This is a genomic window from Glycomyces tarimensis (assembly GCF_054776215.1).
This window is the reverse complement of the sequence record NZ_BAAHCB010000017.1, coordinates 31,293-54,178: the sequence shown is the minus strand read 5'-3', so window position 1 is coordinate 54,178 and position 22,886 is coordinate 31,293. Positions and strand designations below refer to the sequence as shown.

Below are 22,886 nucleotides of genomic sequence, written 5' to 3'. Positions count from 1 at the left end.
CCCGCCGGGCCGGGCCGCTCTCAGTTCGTCGGTTCGGGCGAGGTCGGCTCGCCGTTCACGACCTCGCTCTCGTCGATCTCCTCGCCGGGCGGAATGACCGTGCGGTCCAAGGTGATGTCCGATTCGCCCAGGGCGCCCACCGAGATCGAGTCGTAGGCGGTGAGCTCCTTGGTGTCCGGGTCGAAGTACAGCACGTCCATGTCCATCCGCTTCGGCGTGTCGGAGCTGAAGGTCCGCAGCCCGGCCGCGCCGGTCGAGCCCTGGACCATGAGCATGGTGCCCTCGCCGAGGTCCTGGACGGCCCGCTCGTGGAGGTGTCCGGCCAGCACCAGTGGCACGGTGCCGATGAGCGGCACCGCCATCGGCGGCTCGTGCACCATCGCCAGGTCGGCACCGCCGGCGTCCTCGATGGCCTGCTGCAGCCGCTCGCCCGACTGGGTCAGCATCTGCTCGGCGTACTCGCTCGACGGCTGGTCGCCCTTGTCGGGGGTGAAGCGCGGATCGGCGACGCCGGCGAACCGCAGCCCGGCGATCTCCTGGACCTCGCCGTCGAGGATCACCACGTTCTCGTAGGCGGACAGGGCCGCGACCGTCGTCGCCGAATCGTGGTTGCCCTTGACGAACACGTACGGTGCGTCGATCTGCTGGACCCCGCGCGAGTAGATGTCGGCCTCCTGCTCCGAACCCCAGTCGTTCATGTCGCCGGTGTCGGCCACCGCGTCGATGTTGAACTGCTCGACCACCGACTGCATGACCGGCCAGGCCGAGGGGTTGAGGTGCAGGTCGGAGACGTGCAGGATCCGGATCGAGTTGTCGTCGATGCCCAGCTGCGGCATGTTCGTCGCCAGTGCGTAGAAGCCGGAGAGGTTCGTGACGAACTTCTGGAGGTTGGCGACGTACTCCTCGTAGTCCGCGGCGATGTTCTCGACGTCGCCGACCACCGAGGGCGCGTAGGCGAGCAGGCCCTCGTACCGCGGTTGCGAGATCGACTCGGGTTGCAGGGTGGACGCGGCGTGGCCCATGAGCGCGGCCGTCACCGACAGGGACGCCAGACCGGTCAGCAGCGTGCGGCGCATGTTGCGGAAGGCGAGCGCGCCGATGATCAGGCCGCACAGCGTCACGATCGCCAGCGCCTCGACGACGACGCGCACCACGGCGCCGGTGACCTCGGAGGCGAGGGTCTCCGAGACGGTGGAGACGCCGTCGGGGGTGTTGATGATGACCTGGGCTTGTTCGGGGTCGACCGAGTCGAGGGTGAGGTTCACGCCGAGCGGGCCGTCGTGGCTGTCGAAGACCACATGTCCCAGCGGGGGGATGTTGACGATCGTCTCGCCGTGGATGTCGGGGTGGAGCGCCACGGTCGTGCGGAACGGGCCGATGTCGGCGTTGGTGCCGCCCACCACCAGCAGGCCGCCCGCGGCCGAGGCGGCGCCCACCAGGATGATCGCCACGGCCGTGGCGAGGCGGCGAGCGAGCCTCGATGCCCGTAGCCGCTCCCACCACGCGCCCGCTTTGGCGCCGGCCCGTGTCGAGCGGCGCCTGGTCGCCTGCGCGCCACGGCGGACGGAGCGCGCAGCGGCCTTGAGGGGCCGGGGGAGCGATGCGAGCCAGTCGGGCATTAGACCCTTCCTTCAACGGCGTAAGAGGTGGCGAAGCGGATGATGCGGTCATCGGCCTCGTTCGGAACGCAGCCGCGGTCCTCCTCGCACCGGTCGTCCCGGTTCGACGTGGTCACCCACAGCATCCCGTCGGGGCCCATGGCGACCGATCGTAGCCGACCGAATTGCCCGCCGAGCGCGGGTTGCGGCTCGCCGCTGACGGCGCCGGAGGAGTCGAATTCGACGACCCACAGGCGCTGGCCGCGCAGGCAGGCGGTGATGAGGGTCTGCTCGACGAAGACGGCGCCGGCGCAGGAGGATTCGAACGGCTCCCAGGTGAGGATCGGGTCCATGAACTGGTCGGTGTCGCCGGGGCCCTCGAACTGCGGCCAGCCGTAGTTGCCGCCGGCCTCGATGCGGTTGATCTCGTCGGCGACGTCGGCGCCGAACTCGGTGGCGTACGGCTCCCCGGCGGGACTCCAGGCCAGGCCCTGGATGTTGCGGTGGCCCATGGAGTAGACGGGGGAGTCGGGGTCGGGGTTGTCCTCGGCGGGCGCGCCCGAGGTGTCGATGCGGAGGATCTTGCCGCCGAGGGAGTTCTCGTCCTGGGCGTTCGAGCCGTCGCCGGCGTCGCCGGTGGCGGCCCACAGGTAGCCGTCGGGGCCGAAGGCGAGCGCGCCGCCGTTGTGGTTGGGGCCGCTGGGGATGCCGGTGAGGATCGGCTCGGGGTCGGCGTCGGATTCGAGGTCGATCGTGGCGATCCGGTTGTCGTCCTCGGTCGTGTAGTAGAGGTAGACCGTGTGGTCCTGGTCGAACTCGGGCGAGACGGCCAGGCCGAGCAGGCCGCCCTCGCCGTCGGGGTGGACGTCGACGGTGCGCAGTTCCTCGGGTGCGGCGGCGGTGCCGTCGTCGGCGAGGGCGATCGCGAGGATCCGGCCGGTGTCGCGCTCGCCGACCAGGGCGGTGCCGTCGGGCAGGAAGCCGAGGCCCCACGGGACTTCGAGGTTCTCGGCGACGACGTCGATGAAGGCGGCCGGCTCCTCGGGGGCGCCCGAGGGCGTGGGCAGGTTCGGGGGCTCGCCGCCTTCGGGCTCGGGCGGCTCCCCGAACGCGCAAGAGGTGAGTGTGAACATGACCGCGGCCGCCAGAGCCGCCGATGTCGATCGGCGCATAGCCCCAAGACTAGTGGTGGATTAGGCTTTGCCGCGTGAAGGTATGGATCGCTCATGAGGAAGGCCGGGAGTACATCGGCGACATGCCCGCCGGCGTGGAGGTCGAGGTGTTCACCGGGCCGGGCGCATATCCGTCCGACCCGGCGACCGTCGACTTCTGGGTGCCGCCGTTCCTGGCGAAGTCGAAGGTCACCTCGCCGCTGAACGACATGACGTCGCTGCGGGCGATTCAGTTGCTCAGCGCCGGCGCCGAGGTGTGGGTGCCGGTGGTGCCGCCGCACGTGACGTTGTGCGACGCGCGCGGTGTCCACACAGGGGTGACGGCCGAGTGGACGATCGGCGCGATCCTCGCGGCGATGCGCGGGTTCGACGCGTTCGCGCGCGGGCAGCTCCGCCACGAGTGGCGGGTGCGGTGGAAGACGACCGTGTGCGACAAGCGGGCCCTGATCGTCGGCGCCGGCGACATCGGCGAGAAGGTCGCCGAGGTCCTCACGGTCCTGGGGACCGAGGTCGTCAAGGTCGCCAGGCGCGCCAGGCACGGGGTCCACGGCATCGACCAGATCGAGGCGCTGCTGCCGGAGGCCGACATCGTCGTGCTCATCCTGCCGCTGACCGACGCGACTCGCGGCTTGGTGGACGCGAAGTTCCTCTCGCGCATGAAGGACGGCGCGCTGCTGGTGAACGCGGCCCGTGGACCGATCGTGGAGACCGATGCGCTCGTGGCCGAGGTCGCCTCGGGCCGGCTGCGCTGCGCGGTGGACGTGGTCGACCCCGAGCCCCTCCCCGAGGACCACCCGCTGTGGGACCTGGAGGGCGCGCTCATCACTCCGCACGTGGGCGCCTCGGTCGACGGCATGGTGCGGCGCGCCTATGAGCCGGTGGGCCCGCAGATCCGCCGCTTCGCGGCCGGCGAGCCCCTCGAGAACGTCGTCGCCGAGGGGTACTAGCGATCCGCTGGTGCGGGGGCGGCTTCCCGGAGTTCTTGGCCGCCGATTTCGAGGACGCTCGGGAGGTTCGCGGCGCGCAGCGGCTTGAGGCGGATCTGGGACTGGTCGTCCAGTATCGCGGCGACGCCTTCCTCGTCGGTGGCGAAGCCGTCGATGTGGCGCCACTCGATCATGCGCCGGGACAGCAGGCCCCTGATCGTGATGCCCTCGCGGGTCACGTCCACGCCCGAGCGCCACGCCCAGGTCGAGACGCCCACGGGCGCCGCCATGAACACCACGCCCAGCACCACCGAGAACCAGCCCCACAGCGGCTGGTCGACGATGAGCGCCAGCGCCAGCGGCCCGACGGTCAGCCAGGCGACGAACGCGGCTACGGTGATCGCCGCGGAACGGCGAATGCGCAGGCGGGGCGAGGAAACCGGCTCGGCAGCAGTCATGCTCCGATCCTGACACATCCGGCCCGTCCCCTTGACACTCGGCCGCGCCCGTGAGAGGTGCATCGGAGCGAACGGAGGCCCCGAAACTTTCGACATTGACGCAGCGGCATGGAGTGGAATACGATTGCCAATCGTGACCGTTTCGTAATCCCGCCCGTGGCTCACCTGCCTTGACGCTGTTTTAGTGTTGCCGTAGTCTCACCGCTATTACCGAAAGTTTTCAGATAAGTTCCGGAAACTGTTCACACTATTTCGGTGATGCACGGGGTCGAGCCGGGCCCCTTGGCAACGCTTGCGAGCCATAAATTGCACAGTCAAACCCCTTGGCCGCCCCACGGCCGTGACCGACCACGGAAGGAGCGCTCACCGATGAGCACTCGCAACCCCCAGTCCAGTCTGTTCAAAAAGCAATCTGGGTCCGTCCCGTGGCCGGACCCGGCCATGTCCCGGCGCGGCCTCGTCGTCGCGGGCGGCACCGCCCTGACCGCCTCGGCGGCCGGGTGCGGCTGGTTCTCCACCGACCCCGAAGCCGACCAGAGCGGCGGCGACAAGGGCCTCGAGGCCCCGATGCTCGCCGAGCGCGTCGAGGCGGGCGATCTGCCCCCCGTCGAGGAGCGCCTTCCGAACGAGCCCGTCGTCATCACGGCGACCGACTCCATCGGCGTCTACGGCGGCACCTGGAACACCGCCATCACCGGCGCCTCCGACGGCCCGTGGCTGTGGCGCACCCTCGCCTACGAGCCCCTGCTCAAGCGCACGCGCGACTGGATGGACGCCGAACTGAACCTGGCCTCGGCGTTCGAGTCGAACGACGACGCCTCGGAGTTCACCATCACGCTCCGCGAGGGCGTCAAGTGGTCCGACGGCGAGCCGCTGACCACCTCCGACGTCGAGTTCGCCTTCCACGACGTCAACCTCAACTCGGAGCTCACCCAGGGCATCCCGCCCGAGCTGACCAGTTCCGACGGATCGCCGTGCGAGCTCGAGATCGTCGACGACTACACCTTCATCGTCAGGTTCAGCGGTCCCAAGCCGCTGTTCGAAGAGGACATGTCCCGCGGCACCGCCGGCCAGCGCTTCACCTTCTACCCCCGTCACTACCTCGAGCAGTTCCACATCGACTACAACGAGAACGCCGAGCAGGAGGCGATCGACGAGGGCTACGACGGCTGGGTCTCACGGTTCACCGCCCTGGGCAATCTCTGGAACTTCATGTGGGAGAACCCGGACCTGCCGACGCTCCTCGCCTGGACCTGCAAGCAGCCGGTCTCCGACGCCGGCCACGCGCTGTTCGAGCGGAACCCGTACTACTTCAAGGTCGACGAGGAAGGCAGCCAGCTGCCCTACATCGACGAGGTCCGCTACGACATCGTCGCCGACGTCGAGACCATGTTCGCCCACGCGATCAACGGCGACTACGAGTTCCACTCGCGGCACTTCAACGACAACGCCCACCGCGCCGACGCGGTGGACAACGAGGCGGCCGGCGGTTACACGGTCGTGGAGCTGGAGTCGACCTACTCCAGCGACATGAACATCGCCTTCAACATGAACCACGAGGACGCCGCGCTCCGCGAGGTCTTCCAGGACAAGCAGTTCCGCATCGCCATGTCGCACGCCATCGACCGGCAGGAGCTCATCGACGTGCTGTGGAACCGCGTCGGCGAGGCCTCCCAGGCCGCGCCGCACCCGGACTCCCGGTTCTACGACGAGGAGTTCGCCACCCAGTACACCGAGTTCGACACCGACCTGGCGAACCAGATCCTCGACGAGGCCGGCTACGAACTGGGCTCCGACGGCGTCCGGACCCACCCGAACGGCACGCGGCTCGAGTTCACCGTCCTGGTGGCCGACGACGCCCTGCTCGGGACCACCTGGGTCAACGCCATGGACATGATCAAGGACACCTGGGCACAGGTCGGCCTCGAACTGCACATCAACGGCCAGCCTCGCGAGAACTGGCAGAGCGCCCTCGACGAGAACGACTTCCAGATAGTCGTGTGGACCGGCGACGGCGGCAACATCGACGAGACGGTGGCCACGCAGTGGTACATGGCCGGCGGCCAGGCCGGCGGCGCGATGTTCGCACGCCAGTGGTCGGCGCACTACATCGAGCGCGGTGCCAGCGACGACGAGATGCACGAGCCGCCGTCGGAGCCGATCTCCCAGCAGCACGACCTCTACGACCAGTTCCTGGCCGAGCCCGACCCGGAGGCCCGCGACGAGATCTTCCGGCAGATCCTGGACATCGCCAAAGAGGAGTTCTACGCGATCGGCACCGTCCGCGGTCCGGCCCCGTGGGCGGTCGTCGCCGACTCGCTCCACAACGTCGGCGGGTCCATGCCGGAGAACCCGACGTACGGCACGCCCGCGCCCGCCCGGCCCGAGCAGTGGTACATCTCCGAGGAATAGGCTGAGGAAGAACAGTGCTCAAATACCTGGGTCGCCGTGTGGTCTACATAACGGCGACACTGCTGGCGATCTCTTTGGTGGTGTTCGTACTCATCAATCTGCCGCCGGGAGACTACGTGACCGCCCTGCGGGCCCGGTACGCCGTGCAAGGACAGGGCCTGTCCGAGGCCGACGTGGACGCCCTTCGGGTCCGATACGGTCTGGACGGCAACCTCCTCCAGCAGTACTGGAACTGGTTCACGCAGATCGTCGTGCACGGCGACCTGGGCATGTCCTTCGAGCACCAGAAGCCCGTCAGGGAGGTCATCGGCTCGCGCCTCGGCGCGACGCTCGGCATCTCGATCGCCACCCTCATCGTGACCTGGGCGATCGCCTTCCCCATCGGGGTCTACTCGGCGGTCAAGCAGAACACGATCGGCGACTACGCGGCGACCACGATCGGCTTCCTCGGCCTGGCCACGCCGAACTTCCTGATCGCGCTGATCTTCATCTACTTCAGCGTGAGCTGGTTCGGCTCGGTGCCGTCGGGGCTGTGCTCGCCCGAGTGGTGCGACGCCTCCTGGAATCTCGGGAAGCTGCTCGACCTGCTCGGTCACCTGTGGATCCCGATGATCGTCATCGGCACCGCGGGCGTGGCGGGACTGGTGCGCGTCATCCGGAACAACCTGCTCGACGAGCTGCGACGGCCCTATGTCACCGCGGCCCGCGCCCGCGGGGTTCCCGAGGGCCGGCTGCTGCGCCGCTACCCGCTGCGGGTGGCGCTCAACCCGTTCGTCTCCACGATCGGGTGGATCCTGCCACTCCTGCTGGTCGGCGACATCGTCGTCGGCCAGATCCTGAGCCTGCCGACGCTCGGGCCGATCCTGCTGGGGGCGCTCAAGGCCCAGGACATGTATCTGGCCGGATCGATCATCATGGTCCTCAGCGTGATCACGGTCATCGGCACGCTGATCTCGGACATGCTGCTCGGCTGGCTCGACCCCCGCATCCGACTCGGATACCAGAAGTGAGAGGCCGATGACCCTCAAAGAGAACGACGGCGTCGCCGTCGAATCGGAAGGCAACGGCGAGCGCGCCACCGCCTCCCAGCGTGAGCTGGTGTGGTGGTCGTTCAAGAAGCACCGGCTCGCGCTCTTCTCGGCCTGGCTCCTGGTCGGGATGCTCGTGGTCATCGTGCTGTGCGAGTTCGTCGCGCCCTTCGACAACCGCCACCGCGACTCGGACTACACCACCGCGCCGCCACAGGTGCTCAAGATCGTCGACACCGACGGCGGCGACGGCTGGGAGTGGGGCCTCCACGTCGACGGCTACACCTCCGAACAGGACCCTCGGAGCCTGCGGATCACCTACACGCCCGACCCCGACGACCGGGTCGATGTCGGCTTCTTCGTCAAGGGCGATGAGTACAAGCTCTTCGGCGTCATCCCCTGGGACCGGCATCTCATCGGCCCCGAGGACCCCGAGGAGCCGATGTACCTGCTGGGCACCACCACGGACGGCCAGGACCTGTTCAGCCAGCTCGTCTACGCCACCCGCGTCTCGGCCTCGGTCGGCGTCATCGGCGTCCTGCTGGCGTTCCTGCTCGGCATCGTCCTCGGTGCGATCTCCGGCTACTTCGGAGGGTGGGTCGACAACGGCATCCAGCGCCTGATCGAGCTGTTCATGGCCGTGCCGTCGATTCCCCTGTGGCTCGGACTGGCCGCCGCGCTGCCCCCGGACATGGGACCGGTGACCAGGTACTTCATCATCACCACGATCCTGGCGCTGGTGGCGTGGACCGGTCTGGCCAGAGAGGTGCGGGGAAGGTTCCTCTCGATGCGCGGCGAGGAGTTCGTCACCTCGGCGATGCTCGACGGCTCCAGCCACCGCCGCGTGATGTTCCGGCACATGCTCCCGTCGTTCTCCTCCCACATCATCGCCGCGCTGAGCCTGTCCATCCCCAGCATGATCCTCGCCGAGACCGCCCTGTCCTGGCTCGGCCTCGGGCTGCGGCCCCCGGCCGTCTCCTGGGGCGTGCAACTGCAGGACGCGAGCAAGTGGAGCGTCCTCTCGGGCGCGCCGTGGCTGCTCATCCCCGGCCTCTGCGTGGTGATCGTGGTGCTGGCGTTCAACTTCGTCGGCGACGGTCTGCGCGACGCCGCCGACCCGTACAAGCAATAGGTGACTGATGGCTGAACCACTACTGGAGATCTCGGGGCTGCGAACCGGCTTCGACACCTATGACGGGACGGTCCCCGCGGTCGACGGCGTCGACCTGACGGTGCACGCCGGCAAGACCCTGTGCGTCGTCGGCGAGTCCGGCTGCGGCAAGTCGGTCACCGCCCGCTCCATCCTGCGACTGATCGAAGCGCCCGGCCGGATCGAGGGCGGCACCATCACCTGGCACGGCGGCGACGAACCGTTCGACGTGCTCTCGCTCGAGTCGGACGACGGACGGCTGCAGCGGCTGCGCGGCGGCGACATCGGCATGATCTTCCAAGAGCCGGCCGCCTCCCTGCTGCCGCTGCGCTCCATCGGCGCCCAACTGGTCGAGGCCATCCGCATCCACACCGACTTGGACAAGAAGGCCGCCCGCGAGCGGGCGATCGAGCTGCTCGAACAGGTCGGCATCCCCAAACCGCGCGAGCGGGTGGACGCCTACCCCTTCCAGCTCTCCGGCGGCATGTGCCAGCGCGCGATGATCGCGATCGCCCTGTGCTCCAACCCGTCCCTGCTCATCGCCGACGAGCCCACCACGGCGCTCGACGTCACCACGCAGGCGCGCATCCTCGACCTGATCCGCAACCTCCAGGCCGAGCACCACATGGCGGTCATGTTCATCACCCACGACCTCGGCGTGGTCGCCGAACTGGCCGACGAGGTCGCCGTCATGTACCTCGGCAAGGTCGTCGAGCGCGCCGGCGTCGAGGAGCTGTTCGCCGACCCCAAGCACCCGTACACCAAGGCGCTGCTCGAATCCGTGCCGGTCCTCGGGCGCGATCGGGGCCGAGACCTGCCCACCATCCCCGGGACGGTGCCGAACCCGCTGCACCGGCCCAAGGGCTGCTCCTTCCACCCGCGCTGCACCGAGGCCATCGCCGGCCGCTGCGACATCGACGAACCGCCCGAGGTGGTCTTCGCCGACGGCAGGACCGCGCAGTGCGTCCTCTACGACGACAGCGAAGGAGAGCGAGCATGAGCGAACCGATCCTCCAGATCAACGATCTGCACGTCCGGTTCCCGGTGCGGCGCAATATGTTCGGCCGTGTCCTGGTCGAGAACCACGCCGTGTCCGGCGTCGACCTGACGCTCATGCCGGGCGAGACCCTCGGCCTGGTCGGCGAGTCCGGCTGCGGCAAGACCACACTGGGCCGCACCATCGTCGGCGCCCAGAAGGCCACCAGCGGCGCGATCTTCTACGACGGGCGCGACCTGACCGAGCTCAAGGGCCGGGAGAAGGGACAGTACCGCCGTCAGATCCGCATGGTATTCCAGGACCCGTTCTCCTCGCTCAACCCGCGCATGACGCTGCGGCAGATCATCGGCGACCCACTCGTGGCCACCGGCGAGGCGCGCGGCGCGGAGCTCGACGACCGCGTCGCCGAGATCATGCGCAAGGTCGGACTCTCACCGGACTACATGGACCGGTACCCGCACGCGTTCTCCGGCGGGCAGCGCCAGCGCATCAACATCGCGCGGGCGCTCATCGTCAACCCCAAGCTCGTCATCGCCGACGAGCCGGTCAGCGCCCTCGACGTCTCGGTGCGAGCCCAGATCCTCAACCTGATGCGCGAGCTCCAGTCCGAGTACGGGCTGACGTACCTGTTCATCTCGCACGACTTGTCGGTGGTGGAGAACATCGCCGACCGCGTCGCCGTCATGTACTTCGGCAAGATCGTCGAACTCGCCGACACCGCCGAGCTCTACGACAAGCCCTCGCACCCGTACACCGAGGCGCTCATGTCGGCCGTGCCGATCCCCGACCCGTCGCGGCGCGGCCGGAGCGGCAGGATCCTGCTGGCGGACGACCTGCCCGACCCGACCAATCCGCCGCCGGGCTGCGCGTTCGCCGGACGCTGCCGGTACGCCGAGCCCGGCCGGTGCGACACCGGCGTCATCGACCTCGAGGACGGCGTCCGCTGCGTGCGCAGCGAGGAGCTCGAACTCCGCGGCATCGTCAGCCTGTGATAGAAGAAAGCGTATGCCAAACATAATCCCGACCGTGGACGGTCTCGCCTTCGGCGGCGACTACAACCCCGAGCAGTGGCCCCGGAAGACCTGGGACGAGGACGTCGAACTGATGCGGGAGGCCGGGGTCAACCTGGTCAGCGTCAACATCTTCTCCTGGGCGAGCCTCAACCCCGGCCCCGGCCGATGGGAGTTCGGGCAGCTCGACGACATCATGGGCCTCCTCGCCGAGAACGGCGTCAAGGTCGACCTGGCCACCTCGACGGCCTCCCCGCCGCCGTGGTTCTCCCAGCAGTACCCCGAGACCCTCCCGGTCGACGCCGAGGGCCACCGCCTCAACTACGGCGCGCGGGCCGAATACTGCCCCCACGCGCCGGCCTTCCAGAAGGCCGTCGTCGAGATGGCCTCCAAACTCGCCGAGCGCTACGCGGGCCACCCGGCGCTCGCCATGTGGCACATCGGCAACGAGTACTACCGGTCGTGCTACTGCGACGCCGCCGCCGAAGCGTTCCGCACCTGGCTGCGCGAGCGCCACGGCGACCTCGACGGGCTCAACCACGCCTGGGGGACCACCTTCTGGTCCCAGACGTTCACCGACTGGGACCAGGTCCTGCCGCCGCGCGTCTCCGCCGAGACGCCCAACCCCGGGCACGTCCTCGACTTCCGCCGGTTCAGCTCCGACGCGCTGCTGAAGCTCTTCCGCTCCGAGGCCGAGGCCGTCGCCGAGCGCTGCCCCGGCATCCCGATCACGACCAACCTCATGGTCACCGGCGACTTCACCGCGCACAACTACCACCGGTGGAGCGAGCACCTGACCGGGCCCGACCGCCTCATCGCCACCGACCACTACATCATCCCCGAGGGACCGATCGAGGCCGAGGCGCAGGTCGCCTTCGGCGCCGACGCCTCGCGCGGGCTGGCCGGCGGCGAACCGTGGCTGCTGATGGAGCAGGCCGCGAACTCCTCGGCGTGGCGCGGCGGCTACTTCGCGAAGAAGCCCGGCGAGCAGCTGCGCCACTCGCTGTCCTATGTGGCACGCGGCTCCGAGGGCGCGATGTTCTTCCAGTGGCGCGCCTCCCGCTACGGCACCGAGCGCTGGCACTCGGCCATGCTCCCCCACGGCGGCACCGAGACCAAGACGTGGCGCGAGATCAAGACGCTCGGCACGTGGCTGAGCAAGCTCGCCGAGATCAAGGGCTCGACCGTCCAGTCCCAGGCCGCGATCCTGCTGGACTACGAGTCGTGCTGGGCCGCCTCCACACCCGGGCAGCCCTCGGGAAGCATGAAGTCGTACCCGGAACTGCGGCGCTGGCACGCCGCCCTGTGGCGGCGCGGCGTCGTCACCGACTTGGCGCACCCGGAAGCGGACCTCTCGCGCTGGCCGGTGGTCTTCGCGCCGGCCCTGTACCTGCTGGACGACGACGCGAACCTGCGCCGCTACGTCGCCGGCGGCGGCACGCTCGTCGTCGGGCCGTACTCGGGCATCGTCGACCGCAACGAGCACGTGCACCCGGGCCTGCCCGGGGCGCTGCGCGACCTCATCGGCGTACGCGTGGAGGAGTTCTGCCCGTTGCGCGAGGGGGCGACCGTCGCGCTGGACGACGGGAGCGAGGGTGAGACGTGGACCGAGATCGCGCGCGCCGAGGACGCCGAGACGGTGGCGAACTACATCGGCTATCCGTCTACCGGGGCGATATTCCGGCGCGAGCTGGGCAAGGGCGAGGTCTGGTATCTCTCGACGCGCCTGGCCGACCTCGACCCGTTCCTCGACCGGCTGGACCTGAGCGGGGCGCTCCCGGGTCTGCCGAGAGGCGTGGAGGCGGTGCGGCGCACGCATGAGGACGGACGGAGTTACCTCTTCGCGATCAATCACACCGACAGGGCCTACACCGTGCCCACCGAAGGCACCGACCTGTTGACGGGAGCGACCTGGACCCCGAGGACCCACCTCCACGGCCACAGCGCGGCCGTCGTCCGCGAGAGCTGAGCGGCGCCGCTCGGATGCGGACGCTTCCCGCGATGTCTCAGCTCGTGCGCGACATCGCGGGAAGCGCCGACAGATCGGTCATGTGCGGCTTGAGCGCCGCGGCGCCGTTCTCGGCGGCGGCGCCGCCTGACGGGTGTTCGGACCGCCGGTTCACCCGCATGCGGCTTCGATAGCGGGCGAACGCCTCCAGATCGGACAAGTCCTTCGGCCTGCCGATGGCGCGCTTGTAGTCGACGACGGCCGCGATCGTCGGATAGCGCAGTTCGTCGATGATCTCGGCGCACTCGATGAGCCGGTGCGGATCGCTGTACGGCGGGATCCAAGCGTTCGACACCTCAATGCGCCCTCCGAATAGGAGGACGGTCTTGCCCATGTTCAACGAGCCGCTGCCGAACTCGCCGGTCCCGTCGAGTCCCAATTCCCATGCGCGGTCCCAGGTTCTGCCGATGGCCACGAGATCGAGGTCGGAGAGCCTGGGAATGCATCCCTCACGCCACAGTCTCGCGCTGCCCGCCAGTACGAACTCCCGCGGATCGAACGCTTCGTCGCGCACGAGCTGCCAGACGAGATCGATCAATGCTCTGCCGTCGTATGTCGCGCCGCTGCGCATGTTCAAGACGAGTTCCTAACGATTCGAAGCGTGCCCGTAGTCGGAATTGCGAAGAGGGACGAGGCGGGAACGACGCGGGTCCGCGTCAGGCATCGAGGTTTCCGGAACCGCGGAGCGCTCGCAGGATTTCAGCGCGCTGGGCCGGAGTGCAATCCCGCAGTAGATGCTGGAAGCGCTCGGTGCGGGCCCGCTCGCGAGTCGTGATGGTCCGATGCCTGATCCAGGACCGTACCACCACGGCCGCGGAGGCGACGACAGGGACGAGTAACGGGAGGGCGTCGGAATCGAACAGCCACATGATCGCTCATTCCTTCCCGTTCCATCCGGCGGGCTCCTGGCCCGCCACGATACGTCGCACCGCGGTCAGGTCGTGTACGACCAGACGCTTGCGCCCGGTGGAGACCAAGCCGTTCTTGCTGAGTCGCTTGAGTACCGCATTGACCGACTCACGGGACAGTTTCGCGATCGCGCCGATGTCCTTCTGCGTGATCTGGTCGAATACGAGATCGCCGTCCACCGTGGCCCCCATTCCGGATCGGGCCAGTTTGAGGATGGCCTTCGCCACTCGATGCTCACTGCTCGTGAGCGATTCGCCCCGCGCGCTGTCGGAATCGCGAAACCGATGCGCCAGCCGCGAGTAGTGGGCATACGTGGCGCGGGCGTTGGATTCGATGAAATCACGCCAGACCGGGCCGGGGATGAGCAGGGCGGCGACATCGGTAAGGGTGACGATGTCCGCCGACCGCTGCGTCCCGGTCAGCGCCGAGAGCTCGCCGATCACGCTGTCGGGCCCGTGGATCTCGACGATCGCGCCGCTCGTGGCGGAGACGGCCTTGGCCCAGCCCTCGGACATGTAGAGCACGAAGTCCGAGGGGTCGCCCTGGTGGATGACGATGGTTCCAGCGGGATAGGTGACGGTGTAGCCCTTGGCATGGAGCTCCGTCCGCTCTGCCTCGGTCAGCAGCGGTTCCCGCGTCGTACCGGTGGAGCCGTCCATAGTTCATAAGTGTATTGGTTCACACTTCAAGATCACGTGCTTGACACAGCTAGTGTCAGGGATTTGACAAAACTGTGTGCGCCGCTACCGACACCGCTGGGTGCGCATGGGGACGAGGCGAACGGAGGCCGTGCGGTGTAGGGCGGTGCGCGCCGAGCGGTCGTCGCGTCCGGCGCCCGGTGCGGTCAGCGCTGTCGCTCGGGGGCGGGCGGCGGTTCGTTCGCGATGACGGGATGACGCAGGCCGGGATGGGCTTGGGGGAGGCGGGCCTTGATCACCGCTCCGGAGACTCCAAGGCAGAGGACCAGGAGGGGCCATGAGAGGAGCACCTGCGCCGCGCCGCCGCCGAGCACCGCGACCGTCGCCTGCTCGGTGAGCCAGAACGGCGTCAGGATCGCCACGCGCAGCGCGTACATCGCCACCCACGCCCACGAGGCGGCACTGTAGGCGCGCAGGAGGTCGGGGTCCAGCCTCCAACGCGACCGCTGTCCCAGCAGGACCCCCACGATGACGCCGAGGAGCGGCCAGCGGAACGCGATCGAGCCGGCCCACACCAGGGCGCTGGCGGCGTTGGAGAGGATGCGGGGGAGGAGGATGTCCGCCGCTCGTCCTGTGTAGAGGACGATGATGCCGGCGAGGCAGACGCTCAGCAGTCCGAGGATGACCGCACGAGGCTTCGTCCGCTGCCGGAGGCGCACGAGGGCGATCACCGTCGCCGAGGCGAGCGAAGCCGCCACGCCCCAGGCGATCGAGTTGCCGGCGGCGAGCCAGGTGAGGATGAACACCACAAGTGGGGCGGTGGCGTCGAACGCGCCGCGCCTGCCGCCTAGTAGGCTGACGAGCGTGTCTTGCCGCACAGTATCGGACGCTTTAGATGACAACTGCCAACCCTCAACCCTCATGGACCCGCTACGTCAGGCAAGGCTATCCTAAGCACAGCGAGCCGCTGGGTTTCCGCCCAGGCAGGCCCCACCCACGGATGGATTGGCGCAGTACCTGATGCTCGGCACACACCGGATCAGCGAATCGCAACTCGTTGAGCTCCTCCGCCGTGCCCGACAGACCGACTTCGGGCGGTGGAGCAAGGACGACCTCCAACGGGCCATGACGAACCTGGGCTGGCAGGTCCGCTCGGCCGAGGTCGACATCGGCATGTGGCGCGCCGAGACCGGGTACGACACCGGCAACGCGATCGCCGATTCCGTCCCGCCCCAGACGCCGATCTCCGGCCGCGCCGACTTCTACTCGATCGAGGTCATGGTCCTCCGCTCCGCGGAGCGGGGCCGCCAGGGCGAGAACCACCGGACGATGATCTTCCGCGAGGTCCTGCGCACCATGATGAACGAGCTCGGCGCGCCCGAGGTGCGCGGCGGCGACGGCGGCCCGTGGATCCGCTGGTACCGCGGCGAGCTGGTCTTCGAACTCCACCTGCGCCGCTTCCACGGCGGCGTCACCCTGCGCCTGCTCTCGCCGCACCTGTTCGAGCAGCTCGAGGCCCACGCGGTCGGCAAGGGCGACGTCTCCGGCTGGCAGGCCTTCTCGCGCAAGAGCAAGCACCCGACCGAACCGGCCTGCTACGACATGGGGGAGTTCACCGAGCGGCTCAGCTCGCTGCTGGGCGACATGGCGGCCGACGTGCCGACCATCGACACCACCGGCACGGTCCTGCTGCGCACCGGCGACTGGTCCGCCCGCTACGTGGCCGCCTTCGTCGACGGCGGCCTCCGCGTCGAGGCCTCCGCCGCCGTCAAGGGCAATTGGCGCGGCGGCCTGTCGAACCTGCCGAGCATGGGATTCCGCGCCCCCAGCGGCGCGCAGCCGAACTGGTCGCGCACCTTCCCCTCGACCGACCGCGCCGCCACCACGCAGGCCGCGCACATGATGGTCGACGCCCTCCGGGCCTTCGGCATCCAGGACCTGTTCGACATCGTCTACGACGGCTTCACCGCCGACGGCGAGCGCATGTACCTCCCGGTCCTCGGCATCGGCAGCGGGGACAACCCCTACTAGGGTCAGGCGGAGCGCGTTAGGGTTTCGGCATGATCGTCGATCTGCGCTCCGACACCGTGACACGCCCCAGCCAGGCCATGCTCGAGGCGATGGCCGCCGCCGAAGTCGGCGACGACGTCTACGGCGAGGACCCCACCGTCAACGCCCTCGAAGCCGAGGTCGCCGCCCTGTTCGGGCACGAGGCGGCGGTCTTCACGCCGACCGGCTCCATGGCCAACCAGATCGCCGTGCAGCTGCTCGTGCCGCCCGGCTCCGAGCTGCTGTGCGATGCCAAGTCGCACGTCGTCAATTTCGAGATGGGCGCGGCCGCCGCGCTCGGCGGCGTCTCCACCCGCACCTGGACCACCCCCGACGGGCGTCTCGACCCCGCCCTCGTCGAGCCGATGATCAACCGGCCGAATCCCTACGCGACCACCACGCGCGCCATCGAGGTCGAGAACACGCACAACATCGGCGGCGGGACCGTCCAGCCGATCGCCGCGCTGCGCGAGCTGCGGGAGCTCGCCGACGCCTACGGTCTCGCGCTGCACCTCGACGGCGCCCGCATCTGGAACGCCCACGCCGCCACCGGCGTGCCGCTCCACGAGTACGGGAGCCTGTTCGACACCGTCTCGGTGTGCCTGTCCAAGGGCCTGGGCGCCCCCGTCGGCTCGCTCGTCATCACCGACGCCGAGCGCGCCGAGCGCGCCCGCGTCATCCGCAAGCGGCTCGGCGGCGGCATGCGCCAGGTCGGCTACCTCGCCGCGGCCGGCCGTTACGCCCTCCACAACAACATCGATCGGCTCGCCGACGACCACGCCCGGGCCAGGCGCCTCGCCGAGGCGCTCGAGCCCTTCGGCGTCTGCGACGCCTCCCGCGTGGAGACGAACGTGGTGCTGCTGCGCAGCCCCCAGATCGCGGAGGTGGGAGCGGCCGCGGCCGAGCAGGACGTCCGCATCTCCGTGCTCGGGGCCGACTGGGGGCGGCTGCTCACGCACCTCGACGTCGACGACGCCGGAATCGACCACGCGATCAAGGTCCTCGGCGAACTCGTCCGCTAGGCCGGAAAACCCGCACCGCTCGGATGTTGCCGATCGGTCCGCACCGAAGGTAGCTTAGGCATTCCTTAGTTAGTCGAACCTAAGCTCCCGGAGGTCTCGGGGATGTACGCCTGCATTTGCTACGGAGTCCACGACCACGAGGTCCGTGACTGCATCCGTGCGGGCGCGCATACCGAAGAGGCGATCGGCGACGCCTGCGACGCCGGCACCGGCTGCGGCAACTGTCGCGAGCGCCTGGTCGACATGATCGAGCGCCATTTCGCCGGTGAAGCCGTCCCGGCGGCCGCCTGAGCGGCCTCCTCGCGTCATTCGTGTCCCTTTGGCACCGCCAGTGGTAAGGCTAGCTTGTCCTCTTTTAGGCATTCCTGACTGGTAACCCGTCCTCACCTCGTCATACGCTGGGTTTCGCCGGCCTCGGGCCGACCACTGACGACTCTTGGGAAGGACGGAGCGACATGCAGGGCGACGAGCGAGTCATCGAATTCCTCAACGAGCAGCTGAGCGCCGAGCTCACCGCGATCAACCAGTACTTTCTGCACGCCAAGATGCAGGAGCACTGGGGCTACACGAAGCTGGCGAAGTACACCCGGGCCGAGTCGCTCGACGAGATGCGCCATGCCGAAGTGCTCACCGACCGCATCCTCTTCCTCGAGGGCCTGCCGAACTACCAGCGGCTCTTCCCGTTGCGCATCGGCCAGAACGTGCCCGAGATCTTCCGGTGCGACCGCGAGATCGAGGTCGAGGCCATCGACCGCCTCAAGCGCGGCATCGAGTACATGGAATCGGTGAAGGACTACGTCTCGCGGGACCTCTTCGAGAGCATTCTCGAGGACGAGGAGCACCACATCGACTACCTGGACACGCAGCTCGACATCATCGAGAAGATCGGCGAGCAGCTGTACATCCAGTCGCTCATCGAGCAGCCCAGCGAGTAGCGGCGGCGTGGCGGAAGTTTCGCCGTGGTTCCGATAAGTGGAAGACATGGAAGAGGGGACCGGCTACGCCGGCCCCCTCTTCATTTGCGGCAGAGCCCCTCACATCTCCACCACAGTGGTAGGTCGACGCTGGTCTTGACAGCGTCGACCAGGGGATCGTAACATATCGATACTTCGGATGAAAGTTTCGCGAAACTTTCAGTCAGATTCACGGCGGCGGCGGCGCCACCCCCGCCGCTGCGCTCGGTCATGTCGCAAATCGAGCTACCGCGAAGAGGGATACGGGGCGGAGCGCGAGCCGGGCGCTCCGCCCTTCCCGCGCTCGGCGCCCGTCCGGATCATCGGCACGTGCGGGATGCCGTCCTCCATGAACTCGGCGCCGTGATCGACGAAGCCGAAACGGCGATAGAACCCGGCGGCATAGGTCTGCGCGTCGAGGACGACGTCGGCCTCGGGCCCCGCCTCGGCGAGAGCGGCGGCCATGAGCCTCGCGCTGAGTCCCGTGCCGCGCTCGCTCCGCACGCAGCAGACCCGCCCGATCCGCAACCCCGCGTCGTCGCGGAGCATCCGCAGGCACGCGACGATCCGGGTCCCCGCGCCCGTCCAGAAGTGGACGGTCCCGGGTTCGGTGTCGCGGTCGTCGAGGTCCGGGTAGGCGCACTCCTGCTCGACCACGAACACCTCCTGCCTGAGGCGTGCCAGGCCGAACACCGTCGCACCGTCGAGCTCGGCGAAGCGGCCGTGTCGTATTTCGCGCATGCCCGCCATTACAGCAGCGGACCGGCGCGCGGGTGAGGCGCCCCGAGGCCGAAGCAGTCGGAGCCTCGGGCGCGCGTGGCACCGCCACCGCCAAGAGCCGCGCTCGCGCCGCTGCACGGTCATCCGCGTCCCGTGGGCCTGCCCGTGGGAAGCAAGCTAGGCGTACTCGTCGGCGATCTCCCTGGCCCGGTCCCGAGCGGCCTCGATCGCGTCGTTGACCGCCGAGCGCACCCGGTGGTTGTCCAACTGGCGCACCGCGCTGATCGTCGTCCCGGCCGGGGACTCCACCGCCTCGCGCAGCACCGCCGGGGAGGCGTCCGCCTCGCTGATCATCCGCGCCGCGCCCAGCGCGGTCTGCGCCACGAGCTCGCAGGCCACCGCCCGCGGCAGGCCCATCAACACGCTCGCCTCGGTCATCGCCTCGGCGAGGTAGTAGAAGTACGCCGGCCCCGAGCCCGAGATCGCGGTGACCGCGTCCTGGTGCTTCTCCTCGACGATCAGCGTGCGGCCCAGGGGCGTGAACAGCTCCTCGACCGCCGCCAGGCACGCGGCGTCGGTGTGGGTGCCCGGCGAGAGCACCGTCATGGCCTCGTCGACGAGCGCCGGCGTGTTCGGCATCGCCCGCACCACCGGCGTCGAGTCGGGCAGCCGCTTCTCGAAGAACGACGTCGGCAGCCCGGCGCAGATGCTCACCACCGGCACGCCCGACGCGAACACCCCGTGCAGCTCTTCGAGGAGCGCCTCGGCGTCCTGCGGCTTGACCGCCACCACGACCACGTCGGCGCGCCGGACGGCCTCGGCATTCGGCTCCACCGCCACGCCGTGGGCCTCGCGCAGCTCCGCGGCGCGCTCGGCGCTGCGCGCCGTCGCCACCACCGAGCCGGTCTCCCAGCCCGCTCGCAGCAGGCCCGACAGGATCGCCTGCCCCATCTTCCCGGCGCCGAGCACCGCGACTGTCCGCATGCCCTCTCCCCTCGAAATCGGTTGCCCCACCGATTGTGCACCCTTGTCCGCGAGACTGCGACCGTCGTCACGCTCACGTCTAGGCGGGCGAACGACCGGGTAGTCCAAGCGCATGGGACCGTGCCGCACGCCCGCGACGAGCCGGACAACCGGCTGTCCGGCCTCGAGGCGGGTGTGTAGACTCCGATTCCGGTGCTACCAAGATCCATCGGTGGAACGACAAACAGCGGCGCCTGTCCAGGCGGCCGATTCTCACACATTCGCTAAGGCATCCGAGCAGTGAACACATCTGCGCCCCCCACGCCCGCAACCCCCAGGTCCGGGCAGCGCTGGCCCGAGGGCTGGACCAAGCTCCACGTCTACCTCACCGATCTCGACGAGGTCAAGCCGGTCGCGGACTCGTATCGCCCGGTCATCGAGGAAGTCCCCGGCGAAGTCGCCGTCCCGCATCAGTGGCTCCACGCCACCGTCGCCTCCATCGAGTGCGACGCCGCCGACATCGCGGCCGGGACCCGCCACCGCCTCGTCGAGCGGCTCCGCGAGCGCGTCGGCGAGCAGGAGCCCTTCGACATCACCGTCGGTCCGGCGCTTGCCGCCACCGGCGCGATCATGCTCGACACCAGTCCCGACGCCGAGTTCCAGCAGCTGGTGCACACCTGCGTCGACGTCATCAACGAGATCGTCGACGGCGGCCACGGCCGGCCCTGCGGCGGCCCGGGCCACGTCTCGCTGTCCTACCGGCCCGATTCGCTCGGCGCCGACACCCAGCGCGGCGCGATCCAGAACCACCTTCGCGACGTCAGGCCCGGTAGGGCCGAAATCACAGTCACCGGCGTGGACCTCGTGCGGGTCATCCAGGCCGAGGACGCGTCCACCTACACCTGGGAGACCGTAGCCCGAATCCCGTTGGCGTAGAACGACATCGAGTCATCATCTCGACGTTGACACGAGGTGAATTCCGAATCAGTTGACGGTTCGGACGCTTTTCTGACACTATTTCGTCACTGACCTGTGGCCTACTGTTGGGACATGTGTCAATGTCCGGCCACGTGGTGTTCAAGCGTGGTCAAGGACAGATCCGCTTCCCACAGTGCCGGTTGAAGTCTCCGGTCCTTCCGGAGCGGCAACTTGCCGTATGTCAGGAGGTGTCGATGTTTGTCGAGAAAGAGCGTCGTATCGCAACCCGAGCGACCGAATATGTTCCGCCGCTCGAAGGAGTCCGGAACCCGGCAGAGCCCCGCCCCGTCGAACCTCCCTCCGCCAAAGGCGAAGTCTCCGAACCGTACCGGTTCTTCACCGACCTGGCCACGAGCCACATCATGCACGCCCTCGAGATCCGCCCGGCCTATGCGCTCGCCGCACCCACGCCCCTCGAGGTGTGGCAGCGCAACCTCGAGATCGTCTCGGCGCTGCTCACCGCCGCCGGCGTCGACTTCTTCGCCGTGCCCGGCTTCAGCCTCACCAGGCCCGTGCTCGGCGTCGCCGACATCGACCGCCAGCGCGTGTGCACCGCCCTGGCGATGCTGTGCGACACCACCGGCGGCCGCCTGTACGCCCCCGAGCCGTCCTTCCTCGAATCCGAATCGGACCTCGACAAGCCGGTGTGGCCCCGCAGTACGGACATGAGCGACGTGCCGATGCTGCGCGCCGACTGGCTGTGGACCGAGCCCACCCGCAATCTCGTATTCGGCGCCGAGTACGGCTGCGACGTCGAGTTCTGGACCGACACCGGCGACGGACACCTCATCGCCCCCCGGCACAACCGGATCAGCCCGGTCATCCGCCGCGACGGCGCCGCCGTGGCCGCGCCCGGGCGGCTGTTCACGCCGCTGGCCAGCGGCCCGCGCACGATGCTGCCGAACGTCCTCACCCGGGCCGAGTTCGCCCGGCCGGGACCGGACCACGTGGCCTTCCCGATCGACGTCGTCTTCACCTGGGTGGACGGTGCCGACCACGCCTGGCTGCGCCGCCGCGCCGAGGCCGAGCAGTCGCCGTACCACGCCGAGTCGTGCAACGACTCGCGCTTCATCGACCGCGAGGAGCTGCGGTACTCGCTGCGCTCGATCCACTTGAACGCGCCGTGGATCCGGAACGTGTACCTGGTGACCGACGCGCAGCGCCCGCACTGGCTCGACGCCGAGGCGCCCGGGATCACGGTCGTGGACCACGCCGAGCTGTTCGACGACCCGGACTGCCTGCCGACGTTCAACTCGCACGCGATCGAGACGCAGCTGCACCGCATCGAGGGCCTCTCGGAGCACTTCCTGTACTTCAACGACGACATGTTCCTGGGCCGACCGGTGGGCCCGCAGTCGTTCTTCGAGCCGAACGGGCTGAGCCGGTTCTTCCCGGCCGAGACCTTCATCGGCCTCGACCCGGTCAGCATGGCCGACACGCCGCCGAACGCGGCGTTCAAGAACGACCGGGCCCTGGTGGAGCACGCGTTCGGGCGCACGATCTCGCGGATGATGAAGCACGTGCCCTATCCCTTGCAGCGCAGTGTGCTCGCCGAAGTCGAGAAGGAGTTCAACGACGCCCACACGCAGACGGCGAACAGCGCCTTCCGCAACGTCACGGACATCTCGGTGGTGACCTTGCAGCACTACTACGCGTTCCTGACCGGCCGGGCCGTCGCGGGCAAGGCCAGGGACACCTACCTGGAGCTGGGTCGGCCGGATCTGGGCGAGCGCCTGGCGGAGCTGCTGGAGCGCCGGGACCGGGAGACGTTCTGCATCAACGACGCGGGGCTGAGCCCGGACCTGGCCGAGGAGCGATCGGCGATGATGCGCTCGTTCCTGGAGGCGTACTTCCCGGTGCCGTCCCCGTACGAGCGCCCGCTGGCGATCTGATCG

At 68.9% G+C, this 22,886-nt stretch carries 21 protein-coding genes; 13 read left to right on the top strand and 8 right to left on the bottom strand.

Features of this window, described 5'->3' with window-relative positions:
- Window positions 1–20: 20 nt before the first annotated feature.
- On the bottom strand, window positions 21–1,619 hold the full coding sequence (locus tag ACYVK3_RS13370; protein ID WP_460497822.1) for a metallophosphoesterase family protein: 1,599 nt from the start codon (window positions 1,617–1,619) through the stop codon (window positions 21–23).
- On the bottom strand, window positions 1,619–2,770 hold the full coding sequence (locus ACYVK3_RS13365; protein WP_460497821.1) for a PQQ-dependent sugar dehydrogenase: 1,152 nt from the start codon (window positions 2,768–2,770) through the stop codon (window positions 1,619–1,621). Before ACYVK3_RS13365 ends, ACYVK3_RS13370 begins: the two co-directional genes overlap by 1 nt.
- A 35-nt stretch (window positions 2,771–2,805) precedes the next feature.
- Here ACYVK3_RS13365 and ACYVK3_RS13360 point away from each other — a divergent pair, with 35 nt between their 5' ends.
- Window positions 2,806–3,717 carry a 2-hydroxyacid dehydrogenase gene (locus ACYVK3_RS13360; RefSeq protein WP_460497820.1) on the top strand — a complete coding sequence of 304 codons (912 nt, stop codon included), beginning with the start codon at window positions 2,806–2,808 and terminating at the stop codon, window positions 3,715–3,717.
- Here ACYVK3_RS13360 and ACYVK3_RS13355 read toward each other — a convergent pair.
- Window positions 3,714–4,154 carry a PH domain-containing protein gene (locus ACYVK3_RS13355; RefSeq protein ID WP_460497819.1) on the bottom strand — a complete coding sequence of 147 codons (441 nt, stop codon included), beginning with the start codon at window positions 4,152–4,154 and terminating at the stop codon, window positions 3,714–3,716. The genes ACYVK3_RS13360 and ACYVK3_RS13355 overlap by 4 nt on opposite strands.
- A gap of 369 nt (window positions 4,155–4,523) precedes the next feature.
- On the opposite strand from ACYVK3_RS13355, the gene ACYVK3_RS13350 reads away from it, so the two are divergent.
- From ACYVK3_RS13350 to ACYVK3_RS13325, 6 genes are read left to right on the top strand one after another with little or no spacing between them, the layout of a single operon-like run.
- Window positions 4,524–6,566, top strand: coding sequence for an ABC transporter substrate-binding protein (locus ACYVK3_RS13350; protein ID WP_460497818.1), 2,043 nt, complete (start codon window positions 4,524–4,526; stop codon window positions 6,564–6,566).
- 14 nt (window positions 6,567–6,580) lie between these two features.
- Window positions 6,581–7,576: an ABC transporter permease gene (locus ACYVK3_RS13345; RefSeq protein ID WP_460497817.1), complete on the top strand. Its 996-nt coding sequence runs from the start codon at window positions 6,581–6,583 to the stop codon at window positions 7,574–7,576.
- A gap of 7 nt (window positions 7,577–7,583) precedes the next feature.
- Window positions 7,584–8,726, top strand: a complete 1,143-nt coding sequence (locus ACYVK3_RS13340; RefSeq protein ID WP_460497816.1) for an ABC transporter permease — start codon at window positions 7,584–7,586, stop codon at window positions 8,724–8,726.
- Window positions 8,727–8,733: 7 nt separating this feature from the next.
- Entirely contained in the window at window positions 8,734–9,744 is a 1,011-nt protein-coding gene (locus ACYVK3_RS13335; RefSeq protein ID WP_460497815.1) for an ABC transporter ATP-binding protein, read from the top strand.
- Window positions 9,741–10,733, top strand: coding sequence for an ABC transporter ATP-binding protein (locus tag ACYVK3_RS13330; RefSeq protein ID WP_460497814.1), 993 nt, complete (start codon window positions 9,741–9,743; stop codon window positions 10,731–10,733). Before ACYVK3_RS13335 ends, ACYVK3_RS13330 begins: the two co-directional genes overlap by 4 nt.
- A 13-nt stretch (window positions 10,734–10,746) precedes the next feature.
- Window positions 10,747–12,720: a beta-galactosidase gene (locus ACYVK3_RS13325; RefSeq protein WP_460497813.1), complete on the top strand. Its 1,974-nt coding sequence runs from the start codon at window positions 10,747–10,749 to the stop codon at window positions 12,718–12,720.
- 37 nt (window positions 12,721–12,757) lie between these two features.
- Here ACYVK3_RS13325 and ACYVK3_RS13320 read toward each other — a convergent pair whose 3' ends face one another.
- The 3 genes from ACYVK3_RS13320 to ACYVK3_RS13310 all read right to left on the bottom strand — a co-directional run bounded on the left by ACYVK3_RS13320 (window position 12,758) and on the right by ACYVK3_RS13310 (window position 15,184).
- The gene (locus ACYVK3_RS13320; RefSeq protein ID WP_460497812.1) at window positions 12,758–13,336 is read right to left on the bottom strand and encodes a hypothetical protein; all 579 of its coding nucleotides are present in this window, start codon (window positions 13,334–13,336) and stop codon (window positions 12,758–12,760) included.
- A 298-nt stretch (window positions 13,337–13,634) separates the two neighbouring features.
- Window positions 13,635–14,327 carry a Crp/Fnr family transcriptional regulator gene (locus tag ACYVK3_RS13315; RefSeq protein ID WP_460497811.1) on the bottom strand — a complete coding sequence of 231 codons (693 nt, stop codon included), beginning with the start codon at window positions 14,325–14,327 and terminating at the stop codon, window positions 13,635–13,637.
- Window positions 14,328–14,512: 185 nt separating this feature from the next.
- The gene (locus ACYVK3_RS13310; protein WP_460497810.1) at window positions 14,513–15,184 is read right to left on the bottom strand and encodes a DUF3159 domain-containing protein; all 672 of its coding nucleotides are present in this window, start codon (window positions 15,182–15,184) and stop codon (window positions 14,513–14,515) included.
- Between the two features lie 142 nt (window positions 15,185–15,326).
- Here ACYVK3_RS13310 and ACYVK3_RS13305 point away from each other — a divergent pair, with 142 nt between their 5' ends.
- From ACYVK3_RS13305 to bfr, 4 genes are all read left to right on the top strand, one after another.
- Window positions 15,327–16,337, top strand: coding sequence for a DUF6301 family protein (locus ACYVK3_RS13305; RefSeq protein WP_460497809.1), 1,011 nt, complete (start codon window positions 15,327–15,329; stop codon window positions 16,335–16,337).
- Window positions 16,338–16,369: 32 nt separating this feature from the next.
- Window positions 16,370–17,377: a threonine aldolase family protein gene (locus ACYVK3_RS13300; RefSeq protein WP_460497867.1), complete on the top strand. Its 1,008-nt coding sequence runs from the start codon at window positions 16,370–16,372 to the stop codon at window positions 17,375–17,377.
- Between the two features lie 102 nt (window positions 17,378–17,479).
- Window positions 17,480–17,668: a (2Fe-2S)-binding protein gene (locus tag ACYVK3_RS13295; protein WP_460497808.1), complete on the top strand. Its 189-nt coding sequence runs from the start codon at window positions 17,480–17,482 to the stop codon at window positions 17,666–17,668.
- A 164-nt stretch (window positions 17,669–17,832) separates the two neighbouring features.
- Window positions 17,833–18,312, top strand: a complete 480-nt coding sequence (gene bfr / locus ACYVK3_RS13290; RefSeq protein ID WP_460497807.1) for a bacterioferritin — start codon at window positions 17,833–17,835, stop codon at window positions 18,310–18,312.
- A gap of 264 nt (window positions 18,313–18,576) precedes the next feature.
- On the opposite strand, the gene ACYVK3_RS13285 is transcribed toward bfr, so the two are convergent.
- The gene (locus ACYVK3_RS13285; protein WP_460497806.1) at window positions 18,577–19,071 is read right to left on the bottom strand and encodes a GNAT family N-acetyltransferase; all 495 of its coding nucleotides are present in this window, start codon (window positions 19,069–19,071) and stop codon (window positions 18,577–18,579) included.
- A gap of 156 nt (window positions 19,072–19,227) precedes the next feature.
- Window positions 19,228–20,034 carry a pyrroline-5-carboxylate reductase family protein gene (gene proC, locus ACYVK3_RS13280; RefSeq protein WP_460497805.1) on the bottom strand — a complete coding sequence of 269 codons (807 nt, stop codon included), beginning with the start codon at window positions 20,032–20,034 and terminating at the stop codon, window positions 19,228–19,230.
- Window positions 20,035–20,313: 279 nt separating this feature from the next.
- Between proC and ACYVK3_RS13275 the strand changes: the two genes are divergently transcribed.
- Window positions 20,314–20,949: a 2'-5' RNA ligase family protein gene (locus tag ACYVK3_RS13275; RefSeq protein WP_460497804.1), complete on the top strand. Its 636-nt coding sequence runs from the start codon at window positions 20,314–20,316 to the stop codon at window positions 20,947–20,949.
- 404 nt (window positions 20,950–21,353) lie between these two features.
- Window positions 21,354–22,883: a stealth family protein gene (locus ACYVK3_RS13270; RefSeq protein WP_460497803.1), complete on the top strand. Its 1,530-nt coding sequence runs from the start codon at window positions 21,354–21,356 to the stop codon at window positions 22,881–22,883.
- Window positions 22,884–22,886 lie beyond the last annotated feature (3 nt).

Excerpts from the sequence above, each read along its gene's own strand:
- ACYVK3_RS13325 (WP_460497813.1), top strand. The coding sequence starts at position 10,747 with ATGCCAAACATAATCCCGACCGTGGACGGTCTCGCCTTCGGCGGCGAC.
- ACYVK3_RS13350 (WP_460497818.1), top strand. The coding sequence starts at position 4,524 with ATGAGCACTCGCAACCCCCAGTCCAGTCTGTTCAAAAAGCAATCTGGG.
- ACYVK3_RS13330 (WP_460497814.1), top strand. The coding sequence starts at position 9,741 with ATGAGCGAACCGATCCTCCAGATCAACGATCTGCACGTCCGGTTCCCG.
- ACYVK3_RS13315 (WP_460497811.1), bottom strand. The coding sequence starts at position 14,327 with ATGGACGGCTCCACCGGTACGACGCGGGAACCGCTGCTGACCGAGGCA.
- ACYVK3_RS13270 (WP_460497803.1), top strand. The coding sequence starts at position 21,354 with ATGCACGCCCTCGAGATCCGCCCGGCCTATGCGCTCGCCGCACCCACG.
- ACYVK3_RS13335 (WP_460497815.1), top strand. The coding sequence starts at position 8,734 with ATGGCTGAACCACTACTGGAGATCTCGGGGCTGCGAACCGGCTTCGAC.
- ACYVK3_RS13295 (WP_460497808.1), top strand. The coding sequence starts at position 17,480 with ATGTACGCCTGCATTTGCTACGGAGTCCACGACCACGAGGTCCGTGAC.
- ACYVK3_RS13355 (WP_460497819.1), bottom strand. The coding sequence starts at position 4,154 with ATGACTGCTGCCGAGCCGGTTTCCTCGCCCCGCCTGCGCATTCGCCGT.
- proC (WP_460497805.1), bottom strand. The coding sequence starts at position 20,034 with ATGCGGACAGTCGCGGTGCTCGGCGCCGGGAAGATGGGGCAGGCGATC.
- ACYVK3_RS13365 (WP_460497821.1), bottom strand. The coding sequence starts at position 2,770 with ATGCGCCGATCGACATCGGCGGCTCTGGCGGCCGCGGTCATGTTCACA.
- ACYVK3_RS13305 (WP_460497809.1), top strand. The coding sequence starts at position 15,327 with ATGCTCGGCACACACCGGATCAGCGAATCGCAACTCGTTGAGCTCCTC.
- ACYVK3_RS13370 (WP_460497822.1), bottom strand. The coding sequence starts at position 1,619 with ATGCCCGACTGGCTCGCATCGCTCCCCCGGCCCCTCAAGGCCGCTGCG.
- bfr (WP_460497807.1), top strand. The coding sequence starts at position 17,833 with ATGCAGGGCGACGAGCGAGTCATCGAATTCCTCAACGAGCAGCTGAGC.
- ACYVK3_RS13285 (WP_460497806.1), bottom strand. The coding sequence starts at position 19,071 with ATGCGCGAAATACGACACGGCCGCTTCGCCGAGCTCGACGGTGCGACG.
- ACYVK3_RS13340 (WP_460497816.1), top strand. The coding sequence starts at position 7,584 with ATGACCCTCAAAGAGAACGACGGCGTCGCCGTCGAATCGGAAGGCAAC.